Below are 15,703 nucleotides of genomic sequence, written 5' to 3'. Positions count from 1 at the left end.
GATCAGGTTTCTATGTTTGCCTTAATTTCTCCTGCTAAGACATTAGATTATGAATCTACATTTCCAACTGATGAGCATACTTTACCAAGATTGCTTGACCACTCACAACAGCTTATAGACGTAAGTCGTAAATTGTCTGCTTCAGAAATCGCCAAGTTAATGAGTGTGAGTGAAAAGATTGCGAATGTTAACGTGGAGCGTTTTAGAGATTGGCAATCAGATTTTGATTTATCAAATGCACGCCAAGCAATATTTGCCTTTAAGGGCGATGTTTATACAGGTCTGGATGCGTATTCGCTTACGCAAGCTGATTTAGAATATGCTCAACGCCATTTAAGAATGCTATCAGGTCTCTATGGATTACTTCGACCACTGGATTTAATGATGCCTTATCGTTTAGAAATGGGCACGAAATTAGCAAATCCACGCGGTCACAATCTTTACGAATTTTGGGGAGATGAAATTACCCAATTGATCAACCAAGATTTATCAGAAGCCAAGAGTGATTTATTGGTCAATATCGCATCCGATGAATATTATAAATCGGTGAAAGAAAGCAAAATTGAAGCTGAAATTATCAAGCCCGTGTTTTTAGACCAGAAAAATGGGAAATATAAAGTGATAAGCTTCTATGCTAAAAAAGCGCGTGGATTGATGGCACGTTATATTATCGAAAATAAACCTAATACTGTGGATGATCTTAAATCATTCAATACAGACGGCTATTATTTCGATGCTGAAAGTTCTTTGAAAGGTGAGCTCGTATTTAAACGTGATGAGCAGGCTGCTTGAAAATAAATAGGCGGTAGCTGGGCAAGGTGTCTGATGATTGATTCATATTTAAAACAGTTGAGAAGATACTGGGCCGCTACTGCACAACAGCTTGAACTATCCTCAGAGGATTCCATATCTATTCTTGATAGATTAGAAGTTCATTACAGTGAGCCTCATCGGCATTATCATACAGTGCAGCATATCGTTGAATGTATGGATCACTTACAATTGGTTCTACCAAATTTAAAAGATCCTTTATCAGTCTCTATAGCTCTTTGGTTTCATGATGTCATATATGAGCCTAAGGCACACGATAATGAACAACAAAGTGCTGATCTGATGCTGAACATCATATCTCCCCACATGGAGATGAGGAGATATGAGAAAATTTATCAGTGGATATTAGCGACCAAAGAGCATCGTGCTTCAGTTGATTCAGACCTTAACTATTTACTTGATATTGATCTTGCAATTCTTGGTTCAACCGCCAAACGTTTTGAAGAATATCAGCAGCAAATTCATCAAGAATTCAGTTGGGTACCCTCTGAAATTTCTACACTAAAACGAAATGAAGTTCTTAATAGCTTTTATCAAATGGAATCCATTTATAAAACAGCATATTTTCATGACACTTAAGAAAATCAAGCCAAACAAAATTTTGAGCGAGCATTCGTTAGGCTGATTTGAAAGCAGCTAATGCGCGCTGTCGACTCATCTTTAAATCAACAATAGGTTTTGGATAATTGAGTTTAAGATTCGGATATTTAGCATAAGGCTCATGAATGATTTTCGCATCAAGATGAGCTAATTCGGGTATCCATTTGCGAATATAATCACCTTGACTATCAAATTTTTGTGATTGACTAATGGGGTTAAAAATACGGAAATAAGGTACAGCATCTGTACCTGTTGAAGCACACCATTGCCAGCCACCATTATTTGCCGCTAAATCCCCATCTATCAAATGTTGCATAAACCATTGTTCGCCTTTACGCCAGTCGATGAGCAAATTCTTACTAAGGAACATGGCGACAATCATTCTGACACGATTGTGCATCCAACCTGTTTGAAGCATTTGACGGATTCCAGCGTCCACAATTGGAATACCCGTTTGTCCAAATTTCCAAGTATTTAATTCATCGGGTGCATCACGCCATGGCACATTAGACGTATTTAAATTGAATGGTTGATATTTCGATAATCTTGGAAAATCAAATAGGATGTGTTGATAAAATTCTCGCCATAATAACTCATCTAACCAAGTTTGTTGACCATCAGAGTAGAGATGAAAATTGCCATTTGAGCGACTAAAAATTGCAGCCAAACATTGTCGAATCGAAATAATTCCTAGATTTAAATACGGTGATAATTGACTGGTAGCATCAATGTTTGGAAAGTCGCGTTGTTGTTTGTAGGGCTCTAAATTCTCGTCAACAAATTTCTCGAGCATTTGTAGTGCAAATGACTCTCCAACAGGCCATTGATATTTAATCTGAGCATCAGGATAAAAATCATGTATCGATGGAATTTTGGAGGTATGAAAGCGTTGTATAAGCTCATGAGGCTGTACTTTCGGTACAGGGAGTGGTTGAGGAACAGAGATATTCAAGATCTCATAGCATGCACGTTTATAAGCACCAAAAACTTGGTAAGGCTGGTGCGTCTTATTACGAATTGATCCAAGTGGGAAAATTGTGCGGTCATGATAATACTCGACAGTTACTTGATGCGATTCTAATAAGGTCTGGACTTGTGCATCACGATGTAACTCATTCACGCCGATTTCAATGTTGGCGTGTATCGCAGTAATTTGATATTTATTTGCGAAAGTTAATAATCTAGCTGGTACATCATCCCATTGGGGAACGATTTCCACTACAAGTGGGATATTGAATTGCTTTAACTCACTTTCAAGTGATTTAAGTTGGCGAAGATAAAAGTCAATTTTAATCACTGCATCATCATGCAATTTCCATTGTTCAGGTGAAAGTATCACCAATGCACAAGTATTCCCATGCCGGTTTGCCTCCATTAACGCCGTGTTGTCCCTAACTCTTAAATCCTGACGAAACCAAATGAGATTCATATGATTAATATCCAAATATCCTCAGGAAATTATAAGAATTTGAATCATTTAAATCGTTAAGCATTGTAATTTTTTGCATAAAAAAAAGGCGAAGCAGGAGCTTCACCTTTTTGTCCTAAAATCCGTAGATCTTAGTGGTGGTGACCACCTACACCGTGAACGTGACCGTGATCTAACTCTTCTTGAGTAGCTTCACGGATTTCAACGATTTCAACATCAAATGTTAAGTCTTGACCAGCAAGCGGGAAGTTAGCATCAACGATTACGTTTTCGCCTTCAACAGCTTTAACAGTCACAATTTGAACGCCATCATCAGTTTGCGCTTGGAATTGCATACCAGCTTCGATGTTGTCTACGCCTTGGAACATTTGTTTAGGTACTTCTTGAACTAAATCAGTGTTGTACTCACCATAAGCTTCAGCAGCAGGAATCGTTACTGTGAATTTGTCACCAGTCGTTTTACCTAACATTGCTTTCTCTAAGCCAGGGATAATGTTGCCAGCGCCTTGCAAATATGCAAGTGGTTCACCTTGAGATTGATCGAGAGTTTCACCCTCTGCATTAGTCAATTTATAGTTAAATAAAACCACAAGGTCATTTGCAATAACTGTCATGTTAATGATCCATTCAAATATTTTAAGGGTACATCATAAAGTGAAAACCAATTTTTGTAGACAATTTTCTAAAAAAAATGCAGTTTCGATAATTTATAACGCTTAAATATTACATTGGGGCGTCTTTTAGATTTTTCAATGCAATTTGATTTTAGGTGCTATTTTTCTGGTCACAAAATCTTTGGCTGTGAGTAATCCTGCCTGTGCATAACCATAAATCGTGGCTTGATGCAGTCGGTAAAGCGATACATACATCGACTTCGCCACAAATCCTTGGACATTGACCTGACCTAGTAATTCGCCGACTGCTTTATTCTCACTTAAAGACACAAGTGAACCTTTGTCAGAAAAATTGAACATCGGTTGTGATCTTCCTGAAATTCGCGCTTTCATTGCATCAACGAGGAAAGCAGCCTGTTGACTTGCTACTTGCGCACGCGGTCCTAAAGCTGTTTCACGGGCATCTAAAATACAGTATGCGCAATCACCGAAAGCAAAAACATTCGGATCTGCTTTTGTTTGGAGTGTTGCAAATACGTGTAAGCGACCCATACGATCTTTTTCGAAGCCTTCTAGGTTTTGAATCACTGCTGGAGTTTTAATGCCTGCAGCCCAAACTTTTAATTGTGCTGGAATTGAACTTCCATCATTAAAGTAAATTTGATCAGCATCCACTTTTTCGACACGCTTAGACGTTAAAATATCCACATTCATGCGCTTAAGCTGCTTAGTGCTGTGGTCTGACATTTTTTCAGAAAGAGCCGGTAAAATACGATCAGCGCCTTCGATTAACGAAATTTTGACGTTTTTAGGGTCAATTTTATTAAGACCGTATTTAAAGAAGTTTTGTTTGGCTTGAACTAATTCAGCTGCAAGCTCAACGCCAGTTGCACCTGCACCTATAATGCCAATATGCAGCTCACGATGGTCATTATTATTTTGAGCTTCGATATAAAGATGAAGTAGATGCTGCTGGAACTGTTCAGCCTGTTTTGGATTATCTAAATAGTGACAATGTTCTTGCACACCTGAAGTATTGAAATCATTGGAAACCGAACCAACCGCCAGAATAAGAGTGTCATAACTTAGCGTTAAATGATCAGTCGATTGGTCATAGGTTGATGCAACAGGTTTGAGCAATTGAATGGTCTTGGCTTCACGATCTAATTGTTCGAATTTACCCAATACAAACTCATAATGATGCTTCGCAGCATGACCAAAATAATTTGTTTCTTCATCACTAGGGCTCAACGTACCTGCTGCAATTTCGTGTAAAAGTGGTTTCCAGATATGTGTGAGCTTTTGGTCCACTAATGTAATTTTTGCTTTTTTCGATTTGCCCAGCGTGTCACCCAGTTGTGTTGCTAGTTCTAAGCCACCAGCACCACCACCCACAATGACAATATGATGAAGATTCGACATTTAATATTCCTATTTTTATAGCGTCATAAATAAAAAAGAGATGGGGTTAATATGCCATCTCTTTTTTAAAAGAATTGTTCTTTTTGTATTACAAGTTACAGATTTACAATAAAAAACTGCAATCAGTTTAAAGGATAGATTTTTGCTTGATTTGTACTGCCAGATCCAAAACTAAATAATTGTTTAAACCAATTCAAAATACTTTCAAACCATGATGCTTCATCAATTTGAAGTTCATCTTCAATCAATACCGTTTGAATGAGTCTGTTATTTTGATAGATATGAATACGTGCCAACTGCTGAATTTGCGCGATAGGTGCGGTTAATGATTGTGTTAGTAGCTCGACGTTCATATGCGTTTGAGTTTGCTGTAAAGGCTCAAGAGCTGAAGTGAATCCAAAAGCATCTGCTTGAATCAAACGATGAGTTTGATTGTCAAAATTACGCATATCAATCATTTGATTCGCGTTATACAAAGAGGTCGTCACGATACTTGGCTTTTTAGTTTCGACTCTGAACATTTTTAAGGTAGATGCGACTACAGGGAGTTCAGCAATTAGTTGCTTATTTTTAATTGCAATTTCATTGCGTGTATAAGCATAGGATAGGTTTAAAAGTTGATGTGCGATTTCAGCGCGTTTAAAGCCACTTTGAGCACCGAGTACCACAACAATAAGTCTCCTTTGATTGAGGTCAAATTGTTGAGTTGGTCGGTTGGCTGTAAGTGCAAGGTTATAGCCTGCAGCACGAGTAAACCCTGTTTTTAAACCATCAACAGTAGCATCTTGTTTAAGTAAGATATTCGTTGCACGGTGAAAATGCTGATTGTAAGTAAAACTTTGCTGTTTCGAGTAGTCAAGGTAATCGGGTGTTTCATTGGTGAGTGCTTGTGCGAGCACGGCTAAATCATGCGCTGTTGAATAGTGCATATCCATTGTAATGCCCGCGGGATTGGCAAAGTTTGTATCTTTCATGCCAAGTGCTTTGGCTTCTTGATTCATGCGTTGAACAAATGCAGGCACTGATCCTGAAATTCGTTCAGCCAATGTGACAGCAGCATCGTTGGCAGACATGATAATTAAGCCTGCCAAAAGCTGATCAATCGTAATTTGTTGAGTTGGCTTCAGATACATCTGAGACTCATCCCATTGAACTACATTGACAACTGGTGTGGCAGTAATAACTTCATTTTTGTTAATTTTACCTGCTTGAATGTCTTTCAGAACGATGTATGCCACCATCATTTTGGTTAACGAAGCTGGTGCACGTTGGACATGGCTATTGTGTTCAGTAATGACTTGACCTGATTGTGGATCTAAAACAGTCCATGCTTCAGCTTCTAAACTTTCTGGTGCAACTTCGAACAAGGAAGCATGTGTGATATTTACAATAAAAAAACTAAAAATTATGAGTAGAGCAGAGTAGAGTTTCAACGGGTTTACCTATATAAGCCAATCCAATGGCATAGATCATCAAGCACACCGCATGCTATGCCTTTTTTTTCTGAAACTCTAGTCAGATTTGTAGACAATTAATACGAATCGCGCAACTCCAAGTAAAAAAATGCTACTCTAAATACAAGTTGGTTCTATAGTTTCTCAATTAAGACATTATGTTGCATTATCAGATCGAATTTGACGACTTTCGTCAGCATCTCATTCACGTTACTGTTCGTTTCGTTGCTCAGCCAACTCAAGTATTGAGCTTGCCAACTTGGATTCCAGGAAGTTATCTCATTCGAGAGTTTTCAAAACATATTGAGTCTGTTCGTGCCTATGATGAAGATGGTCGAATACTCAAGATTCGTAAAAATGAAAAAAATAAGTGGCAGTTATTTAATACTGATTTTGAGCTGATTACGGTTGAGTACGACGTCTATGCATACGACCTCTCAGTACGTGGTGCTTATGTTGATGAAACACGCTTATATGTGAATCCTGCTTGTGCATGTTTAGGTTTAGAAGGACAAGAAGATAAAGCGGTAGAAGTTGAGTTATTTTTGCCAGATGAATTGAAACATTTCCAACTCGCTACAGGATTGGCATCTAAAAGTTTAGTGCGTGGTCGCTATACGCTTAAGGCAAAAAACTACGCTGAATTGATTGATGCACCATTTGAGCTTGCAGATCAAACTCGTTTTGCTTTTGAAGCAAATGGTATTCCGCATGAGTTTGTGATCTCTGGCAAACATGCGATGAATATCGAACGTATGAAACAAGACATTGAGAAAATCTGTGCGACAGAAATATCGATGTTTGGTTCGGCACCTTTCGAAAACTACACCTTTATGACCATCGCGACGGGTAATAGTTATGGTGGTTTAGAGCATCCGAACTCAACCAGTTTGATTTCTCCACGTGATGATCTACCTAAGTCCAATGAGCCTGTTGAACCTTCCGCTGATTATCAGCGTTTCTTAGGGTTGTGTAGCCATGAATATTTTCATTCATGGTTGGTGAAATTTATTCGCCCTGAAAATTTTGTGAATTATGATTTAGACAAAGAGGGCTATACCTCTTTGCTGTGGATTTTTGAAGGCTTTACGTCCTACTATGATGATTTGATTCTACTGCGTAGTGGTGTGATTTCTCAGGAATCTTACTTGAAGTTGTTAAAGGCGCAGATCGATCGTTATTTGCAAAATCCAGGTCGTTTTGTTCAAACTGTTGCAGAGTCAAGTTTTGATGCATGGGTCAAATTCTATCGTCAAGATGAAAACTCTAACAATGCTGGCACAAGTTACTATAACAAGGGTTGCTTAGTAGCACTGTGTTTAGATTTAGGTTTACGTTTAAGAGGTTCAAGTCTTGATGCATTGATGCGTAAGCTGTATGAAAATGCGCAAAAGGGTATACAGGTTCATGAACGTACCATCTATGAATTATGCCAAGAATTAACAGGTGATGATTGGTCTGAACAAATTAATCATTTGATTAATACCACGGATGAGTTACCGCTTGATCAATTGTTCCCTGAATTTGGCTTAGACTATGTTTTAAAGCATGATAAATCTTTACCATTTGGTTTAAAACTTCTAGATAAACCTGAAGGCGTATTAATTCAGTCTGCTCGTCGTGATGGCGCTGGTGTTAAAGCTGGGCTTTCTGCTCATGATATTATCATCGCAGTTGATGGTTTAAAGGCGACCACTAAACAACTCGACAAGTATGCAAAATTGGAAGGTACTTTTAATGTGCATGCTTTCCGTCGTGATGAATTAATGCAATTTGAAATTCAATCAGGTGGTAGTGAACTCACTGAAGTGGAACTTAAGGTTGCAGATCAATCTAAAGTTGATAAATGGCTTAAAGCTTAATTTGCCTAGGTTATAAAATTCATGTAAAACCCATACTTAGCTATGGGTTTTTTATTGTCAGAAGATGAATCAGAAAAGTTTGGTGTGGGGTATTGTAATTACAGTCATATGGCTTTTAGTCATTGCGCTGATTTGGTTTTTTGCTAACTTACAAAGTCCAGTATCTCTCAATGAATTGGGGGATGCACTTGCTGGAATTTTTGCACCTATTGCTTTTCTTTGGCTTGTTCTTGGTTATGTTCAGCAAGGTAAACAGCTTGAACAAAATACCAAAGCCTTAGAACAACAAGAAAAAGCATTACAGCTTCAAATTGATGAGATGAGGGAAACTACAAATCAGCATAGACAAATGGTTTCAATACAAACAAAGGAATTTCAAAGTACATTGCAGTCAGTTAAACCGGAAATTAATTTCAAAAATTGTCAAGGTGATTTATTAGATCGTCAAATAGCTGATTTAAAGCTTTATCATTTTTGGATTAAGGCAAATATTTTAAATGTCGGGAAAGGCGATTTGACAGATTTAACGATTTTGTCTTCAAAAAATAGAACTGTAGAACTAATAAAAAAAATTGAGAAAAACGACTCAATTGATGTTCAATTTCGTATAAATGAAGATGAGTTTGCAATGATTGAATCTTGTTTAGAGGCTCATATAAATTGTATTTTTTTTGACATTTTTGGAGAGCAACATACTCAAGAAATGAAAATTAATGCAGTTTTTACAACAGATGAATTTGATGGTGAAGTATGGGAAACACACATAATACATCTAGGTTAATTCCCCCGATAGGTTGAATAACCATATGAACTTAATAACAACGGAATATGGTAATGATCTAAACTACCATCAATCACAAAAACCACTGGCACTTCTGGGAAGAAAGTACGCTTGTTGTTTGCTTTAAACCAGTCGCCAGTTTTAAAAGTTACTCTGTAAACACCTTTTTGAAGATCTGTTTCGGCTGGATATAGAGCCTTGATACGACCATTTTCATCCGTTTTAGCTTCGTTGAGCTTTACCCATTTTTCACCCTGCTGCGCTTCAAGTGTAACTGCAATATTAGAAGACGGAAGACCAGTTTCTTGATTAAGCACATGAACACTTAAAGGATTTGCCAAAGTGAATGTTGAAAATGCAAAACCTGAAAGAGCAAGCGTAAATTTTTTCATAAGTATCAACTCACAATAAGCAAATAATCGAAAAAGTGTACTTAAAATGAGAGATTATTTAAGTTAATTTATGTATAAAAAAAGGATGCAATCGCATCCTTTTTACTTTTTTTACAATAGCTTGAGCTTAGCGTGCGCGTCCACGTGGAGCTTTTGTATTTGGGCGAGTAGTACCATTGGTCTTACGACGTGGTTTCTCATGTTCTTCCATTTGCCAAATACGTTTAGTACCCGATTTTTTCTTAGTACCATCTTTATTGACTTTCTTATTAATCGGCTTGCCACCTGTACCGCCTGGTTTCTTCACATAAGAGCGTGAGCGGTATGGCTCTTCTGCAGGAACATTTTGAAAGTCAGGATAAAGTAATGGTTCAATTTCTCTAGTTTCGCCAGATTCAAGACCCATCTGTACTAAGTCGATTGATCCAATTTTAGTGCGAATAAGACGTAAAGTTGGGAAACCCACTGCTGCAGTCATACGTCGAACTTGGCGGTTACGACCTTCGCAAATCGAAATTTCAACCCAAGAAGTAGGTACAGAAGCACGGAAACGAACAGGAGGATCACGATCCCATAACCACTCAGGCTGTTCAACTTTTACAGCTTTTGCGGGTAGAGTTATACCGTCTTTAAGCTCTACACCTTTACGAAGCTGTTCTAAAGCCTCTTCAGTCACATCACCATCAACTTGAACCAAATAAGTTTTAAATTTCTTATTGGCAGGGTTGGTAATGTACTGATTTAAACCACCATGGTCGGTTAAAAACACTAGACCTTCAGAGTCCATGTCTAAACGTCCAGCAAGACGTAAAGTCGGATCGTCAACGAAATCAGACATTGTCATATGCGCTTCGTCTTTACGAAACTGGGAGAGAACGCCATAAGGTTTATTGAGAATGACGATTTTCATATAAAAACTTCAATAATGTGCAAATAGTGAAAGGTCTGACTTATCAAGAATTTATGAACATCCTGAATTGATCTGAGGATTCGATCATTGAAGTCAAACAAAATAAATCGGGGAATTGGTGACTATTATGCGTGATTCAAAAAAGAAAGTATCGTATTGATCAAAAAAAATATGTAATTCTGACGATTTAATCGGTATAAGCAGGCTTTTATTGGTTTCTGACAAGTGCTTTTAATTTAAACAATACAATGCAAACGTCGATCAGACGCTAAAATTTAACTCAATTTAAGATGTTAGGTTGTATATGAAAAAAAGGATTATCGGATCACTCATTGCAATCAGTTGGATGCTTACTGCTTGTCAGCCCCCAAATTCAGGCGCAACAGCAGGAATACAATATCCATATTTATACTGGAAACTTCAACAGCAAGCGTTGACAGAGCCGTTGGCGATACCCGTTGAAGGAGTCAAAGTAACTCAAATAGCAGATACTTGGGGGGCAGCACGTTCAAATGGTCGTACACATCAAGGAATTGATATTTTTGCCAAACGAGGTACGCCTGTATTGAGTACAACACAAGGTATTGTAAGTCGTATCGGCACAAATAGTTTGGGAGGTAAAGTCATCTGGGTGGTAGGACCTCAGTTAAGTCGCCATTACTATGCACATTTAGATGAATATGCAGCACACATCCAAGAAGGTGACTGGGTTGAAGTCGGTGAAGTATTAGGATATGTGGGAAATACTGGCAATGCGATCAATACACCTCCACATTTACATTATGGGATTTATTTAACGAGTGGTGCTACAAATCCATATCCATATTTAAAACCAGATTTAAAACCAGAGGAATAAGTCTCGTTAATACAAGTAAACAAATGAGAGAGCCTTGTAAGCCTCGTAACATATATCAATTTTAATCCTCTGAAATTTAAATAGCTTACACAATGGAAGTTACGATGCAGTATTTTGATACAGCTCTATGCTCGCAGTTTCGTGCAAAAGGGTTATGGTTATTTGTATTGGTCTAATTCAAGTGAAAAAGAATTCAAGATCAGTATCAAAATCTGATAATCATGGAGATATGAAATGAGTAATCAATACAATCAAGATCAAAATGAGCAACAGCAACAAAATCACCAGCAACGTCAACAAGGTCAACAGCAACATCAACAGCAACCCAATCAGCAGCAACAGCAACAAGATCAACAGCAGCAGAATCAGCAACAGTCCCGTCAACAATCACAACAGCAATCTGATTTAGATCAACAAAATCGTTAATCCATTAATCATGAATTGAATGGGAATTTAGGGATGAATGCCCATTCTTGTCAGTAAATTCAAGCATTAACAATTTAAAGTGAATGACACGAGGAAGATAAGATATGGCGAATAAGTCCAAGTTAAAAATTAAAGATTTAAAAGATCAAATTAAATCGAGACTTAAGAAAATTTCTAAGCATGAATCTAAGTTAAAAGATTTAAAGAAAGCGCTCAAAAAGCGTAAATAGCAAAAGACCCTCATGTGAGGGTTTTTTTATGGAAGATCATTAGAAATATACAGTTTATGAACGAATCTTTGTGAAGCAATAATTTATAGTCAAGATTGAAATTAATCTATGATTTGAAATGATAAAAGATTATTATTCTCAATTAGAAGTTTGGAAATATTAGGGTGTATTTATGAAAATGTATCAAGTTGATGCCTTTACTACAGCGTTGTTTAAGGGGAATCCTGCAGCTGTAGTGGTCAGTGAAGAATGGCTTGATACATCACTCATGCAAAATATTGCATTTGAAAATAATTTGGCTGAAACGGCTTTTGTTAAAATTATTGATGATGAAAATTATGAAATCCGTTGGTTTACACCTAAAGTTGAAGTCGATTTTTGTGGTCATGCCACTTTAGCGAGCAGTTATGTACTTTTTAATGAGTATACTCAAGCGAAAAAAATTAAATTTCATGTCAAAGATTTAGGAATTTTTACCATCACTCGACAAGATGATGGAAAAATTACAATGAATTTCCCTGTTCGAATCCCTCATTTAACTGAAGAGTTTCCTGAGTTATTAAAAGAAGTGGTTGATCGTCCAATCAAGGAAATTTATCTAAATCAACAAGCTTATATTTTAGTCTTGGAAAGTGAACAAGATGTGCTTGATGCCAAACCTAATTTTGCCAATATTAATGCAATTGCTGAAGCATATGAGGTTAGTACTTGTATTACAGCATCCGATCATCCCGATATTGCTATAACTGCAGCATCAGAACAATATGATTATGTGGCACGTTATTTTGCACCACATAAAGGCATCAATGAAGATCCTGTAACAGGTTCTATGCATACAGGATTAGCACCCTTGTGGGCTGAGAAATTGAATAAAACAGAACTTATTGCTTTTCAAAGCTCAGAACGAGGTGGCGTGTTGTATTGCCAACTTAAAGAGAATCAAAGAATTGAAATTTCTGGCTATGCCAAACTTTATATGAAAGCTGAAATTTACCTTTAAAGCATAAACCCTATTGATCATACCCTTGTCAGGCGTGTGATCAATTTTTTTATATCAATAATTGGAAGAACAATGCTAACTCGTTTTAAAAAACTTTCACTTACTTTAATGATCGTTGCGGTCAGTTCTAGCGGTTTAGCACAACCTGTTTTGGTCAAGACTGAACAAAATATTGAAGAATACAAACTAGAAAATGGTTTACGGGTAATTTTGGCACCAATACCTAAAGAAAATAAAATTTTTATGAATATGGTGTATTTAACGGGAGCTTTGAATGACCCACAAGGTAAAGGTGGTTTAGCACATTTACTTGAGCATCTCGCGTTTAAAGGCACAGAAAATGTAAAAGGAGATGAGTTTCAACGTCGTCTAGATCAGCATACGCTCATGAGTAATGCGATGACTGACTACTATTCTACCCAGTATATGAGTGTCATCCGTCCAGAAAAAAAAGCCATTGATGAAATGTTGTATCTGGAGGCAGAGCGAATGGATAAGCTCGTACTTCAGGAAAAATTTGTTCCGTCAGAAATCGCAATCGTAAAACGAGAGCGTGAGGTTCGAATGGATCAACCTTTTTCAGTATTGATGGATCAAATTTGGAAATCTGCTTACGGAAATCAGTATCTAGGTCGTCTACCGATTGGTGATTTAACTGAGCTTCAGTCAATCAACATGAAGGAACTGAATCAATTTTACCGACAATGGTATGCACCGAATAATGCAGTTCTAGTGATTGCAGGTAAATTTAATAAAACGGATATCCTGAAAGCAGTGGATAAAAATTTTAATCAAATTCCTGCGCGTCAAATTCCTGAGTCAACCAAAGTTCCAATGCTTGATTCGACCAAGATCAAAGATCGTCAATTTATCGTGCAAAAGGGAAGTGATTTAGGCAAATACAATATTTATCTCAATGGCGCCCAGCAAAAAACACAGACTGCACTCGCTTTAGCACCTTATTTATTTACAATGCAACCTAGTGGTCACTTGTACAAAGATATTGTAGAAACAGGTACGGCTACACAGGTTCAATCGACGACATGGTTAACACCAGATTTTAATCTTGTTTTTATGGGGGCAGTGTATGCTCCTAATCATGATGAGAAAAAAGTTGCCCTTTCTCTAGAGAAAGGAATTGAGAAAAAGCATCAATTTAATGAAACAGAATTAAATCGTGTCAAAAACATGATTAAAAATGGTCAAGAGAGCATGATGACCAATGCCTCTTCTGTGGGTGGTTTCATTAGTGATTATGTGGTTTCATCCAATGGGGATTGGACAAAATATTTTAAAGACCAAGCAGAGATACAAAGTTTAAATGTCGATCAGGTTAATCAGGCAATAAATCAATTCTTGGTTGCTGAGCATCGTATTTCGGGAGACATACAACCTACGCCTGAGGATAAAAAAAAGGCACTCGAGCTAGACGCTCATGAGCAAGAATCAAAAACTTTAGATCAAGTGACAACTCAAGAAGAGCCTTTAAAAGACCCAGCTGTGTATAAAGCTGAAGTGGCTGAGCACTTAAAAAATTCAAAACAGTATGTTGAAAAGTTAGAGAAAAAAATCAAGCGTGGTACTTTGAAAAATGGGATGCAGTATGCACTATTCCCAACGTCAACACGCGATGACAAAACTTACGCATCGATATCTTTAAATTTCGGGACAGCACAATCACTCAAGCATCAAGGTGAAGCACTAGGCTTTATGTCTTATTTGCTATTGAGAGCATCTGAGCAGTATAGCCTGCAAGATATTGCAGACAAATCAATCGAGGCGGGTGGTCGAGCATCTGCTTCAGCTGTTGATAATGGTATTGTGATTAACGTATCTGCGAAGAAAGAAAAATTTACAGAATTCTTCAAGTTTATTGTCGACGTTATGAATAATCCTAAATTTGAGCAAAGTCAGTTTGACCTCATCAAATCGCAAACATTGTCGTCATTAAATCGACCATATACAGAGCCTGAAACTGTTGCAGGACTGACTATCGCTAGAATCGTAGAGCGATATGAACCAGGTGATTTGCGATATCATTTTGAACCTAAGCTGGCAAAGCAGCAAATTGAAACCATCACCAATGATCAAATTAAAGCTTTGTACCAAAAGTATTTTACAACTCAAAATGGTCAAATATCGGTGACTGGTGATTTTGATGACAAAGCCATTCTGAAATATTTGAATTCATCTTTAGGTCAGTCTAAGACAAAAGAACCATACCAACGTTTGCAGGGCAGTCATATAGATTATCCTGCTCAAAAAGTTCATGCGCTGGCTGAACAGCGTCAATTTGGTAATTATCAAGCGGTTATTGCCATTCCAGTGGGTAATAATCATCCTGATGCAGAAGCATTATATGTGTTGAGCCATATTCTAGGCGAGTCACAATTATCATCACGCCTTGCCATGGAGTTACGTGAAAAAAATGCGTTGGTTTACAGCTTTGGAAGTAGTTTGAGTTTGGATAATTTTATCAATGCTGGTGCTCTAGGTGTAAGTGCTAATTATGCAGTAGGAAAATCAGCTCAAGTTTCTCAAGGTGTGCATAAAGTATTCACTGACTTATTAAAGAATGGTGTGACGGAGCAAGAGCTTGAAGCGGCTAAAGCCAATATTATGAAACAGCGTGTCACGAATTTAGAGGATGAGCGCCGTATTCATCGTGGATTGAACAGCCAGCTTGAACAAAATAAAACACAGCTTTCAAGACTAGAGCGAGATCAGGCATTTGCAAAACTGACGAAGCAAGATATAGATGCAGTGATCAAAAAATATATTAAGCCTGAGTTTTTGGTTGAAGTTATGGCAGATCAGTATGGTAAACCACAACCTGAAATGATTTCAAAGCCTAAAACTTAGAACCACAATGTACGATTCAAAAAGGCTCATTCGA

Annotated in this window: 15 protein-coding genes; 9 read left to right on the top strand and 6 right to left on the bottom strand. The window is 37.4% G+C overall.

Features of this window, described 5'->3' with window-relative positions; translation table 11 throughout:
* Positions 1–12: 12 nt before the first annotated feature.
* On the top strand, positions 13–792 hold the full coding sequence (yaaA, locus tag AC1M9J_RS07020) for a peroxide stress protein YaaA (protein WP_481952074.1): 780 nt from the start codon (positions 13–15) through the stop codon (positions 790–792).
* A gap of 33 nt (positions 793–825) precedes the next feature.
* Complete coding sequence (locus AC1M9J_RS07015) at positions 826–1,410, top strand: HD domain-containing protein (RefSeq protein WP_481591365.1); 585 nt, start codon at positions 826–828, stop codon at positions 1,408–1,410.
* Positions 1,411–1,447: 37 nt separating this feature from the next.
* Here AC1M9J_RS07015 and AC1M9J_RS07010 read toward each other — a convergent pair whose 3' ends face one another.
* From AC1M9J_RS07010 to AC1M9J_RS06995, 4 genes are all read right to left on the bottom strand, one after another.
* Complete coding sequence (locus tag AC1M9J_RS07010) at positions 1,448–2,860, bottom strand: cryptochrome/photolyase family protein (RefSeq protein WP_481952073.1); 1,413 nt, start codon at positions 2,858–2,860, stop codon at positions 1,448–1,450.
* Positions 2,861–2,991: 131 nt separating this feature from the next.
* Positions 2,992–3,474 carry an FKBP-type peptidyl-prolyl cis-trans isomerase gene (locus AC1M9J_RS07005; RefSeq protein WP_092767151.1) on the bottom strand — a complete coding sequence of 161 codons (483 nt, stop codon included), beginning with the start codon at positions 3,472–3,474 and terminating at the stop codon, positions 2,992–2,994.
* Between the two features lie 135 nt (positions 3,475–3,609).
* Entirely contained in the window at positions 3,610–4,896 is a 1,287-nt protein-coding gene (locus AC1M9J_RS07000) for an NAD(P)/FAD-dependent oxidoreductase (protein ID WP_481586420.1), read from the bottom strand.
* A gap of 122 nt (positions 4,897–5,018) precedes the next feature.
* Positions 5,019–6,329 (bottom strand): D-alanyl-D-alanine carboxypeptidase family protein, encoded by a 1,311-nt coding sequence (locus tag AC1M9J_RS06995; protein ID WP_481952072.1) that lies wholly within the window; start codon positions 6,327–6,329, stop codon positions 5,019–5,021.
* 179 nt (positions 6,330–6,508) lie between these two features.
* On the opposite strand from AC1M9J_RS06995, the gene AC1M9J_RS06990 reads away from it, so the two are divergent.
* Together AC1M9J_RS06990 and AC1M9J_RS06985 are read left to right on the top strand one after the other, a co-directional pair.
* Positions 6,509–8,212, top strand: a complete 1,704-nt coding sequence (locus tag AC1M9J_RS06990) for a M61 family metallopeptidase (RefSeq protein WP_481952071.1) — start codon at positions 6,509–6,511, stop codon at positions 8,210–8,212.
* A 64-nt stretch (positions 8,213–8,276) separates the two neighbouring features.
* Positions 8,277–8,993 carry a hypothetical protein gene (locus AC1M9J_RS06985; protein ID WP_481952070.1) on the top strand — a complete coding sequence of 239 codons (717 nt, stop codon included), beginning with the start codon at positions 8,277–8,279 and terminating at the stop codon, positions 8,991–8,993.
* Here AC1M9J_RS06985 and uraH read toward each other — a convergent pair.
* Positions 8,990–9,385 (bottom strand): hydroxyisourate hydrolase, encoded by a 396-nt coding sequence (gene uraH, locus AC1M9J_RS06980; RefSeq protein ID WP_481591371.1) that lies wholly within the window; start codon positions 9,383–9,385, stop codon positions 8,990–8,992. The two genes, AC1M9J_RS06985 and uraH, sit on opposite strands and share 4 nt — an antisense overlap.
* Positions 9,386–9,512: 127 nt before the next feature.
* Positions 9,513–10,295, bottom strand: coding sequence for an rRNA large subunit pseudouridine synthase E (locus tag AC1M9J_RS06975; protein ID WP_180028582.1), 783 nt, complete (start codon positions 10,293–10,295; stop codon positions 9,513–9,515).
* 304 nt (positions 10,296–10,599) lie between these two features.
* Between AC1M9J_RS06975 and AC1M9J_RS06970 the strand changes: the two genes are divergently transcribed.
* The 5 genes from AC1M9J_RS06970 (at position 10,600) to AC1M9J_RS06950 (ending at position 15,669) form a co-directional block, all read left to right on the top strand.
* Entirely contained in the window at positions 10,600–11,151 is a 552-nt protein-coding gene (locus tag AC1M9J_RS06970; RefSeq protein ID WP_035268718.1) for a M23 family metallopeptidase, read from the top strand.
* Between the two features lie 234 nt (positions 11,152–11,385).
* Complete coding sequence (locus tag AC1M9J_RS06965; protein ID WP_481952069.1) at positions 11,386–11,577, top strand: hypothetical protein; 192 nt, start codon at positions 11,386–11,388, stop codon at positions 11,575–11,577.
* Between the two features lie 104 nt (positions 11,578–11,681).
* The gene (locus AC1M9J_RS06960) at positions 11,682–11,807 is read left to right on the top strand and encodes a hypothetical protein (RefSeq protein WP_257219857.1); all 126 of its coding nucleotides are present in this window, start codon (positions 11,682–11,684) and stop codon (positions 11,805–11,807) included.
* Positions 11,808–11,979: 172 nt separating this feature from the next.
* Positions 11,980–12,807, top strand: a complete 828-nt coding sequence (locus AC1M9J_RS06955) for a PhzF family phenazine biosynthesis protein (RefSeq protein ID WP_092767133.1) — start codon at positions 11,980–11,982, stop codon at positions 12,805–12,807.
* Between the two features lie 72 nt (positions 12,808–12,879).
* A complete protein-coding gene (locus AC1M9J_RS06950; RefSeq protein ID WP_481952068.1) occupies positions 12,880–15,669 on the top strand; it encodes a M16 family metallopeptidase in 2,790 nt (929 codons plus the stop codon).
* Positions 15,670–15,703: the final 34 nt, after the last annotated feature.

The sequence above is a fragment of the Acinetobacter sp. ANC_7588 genome (genome assembly GCF_056783995.1).
Note: the sequence above shows the minus strand (reverse complement) of the source record. Positions and strands in the feature narration are given on the sequence as shown.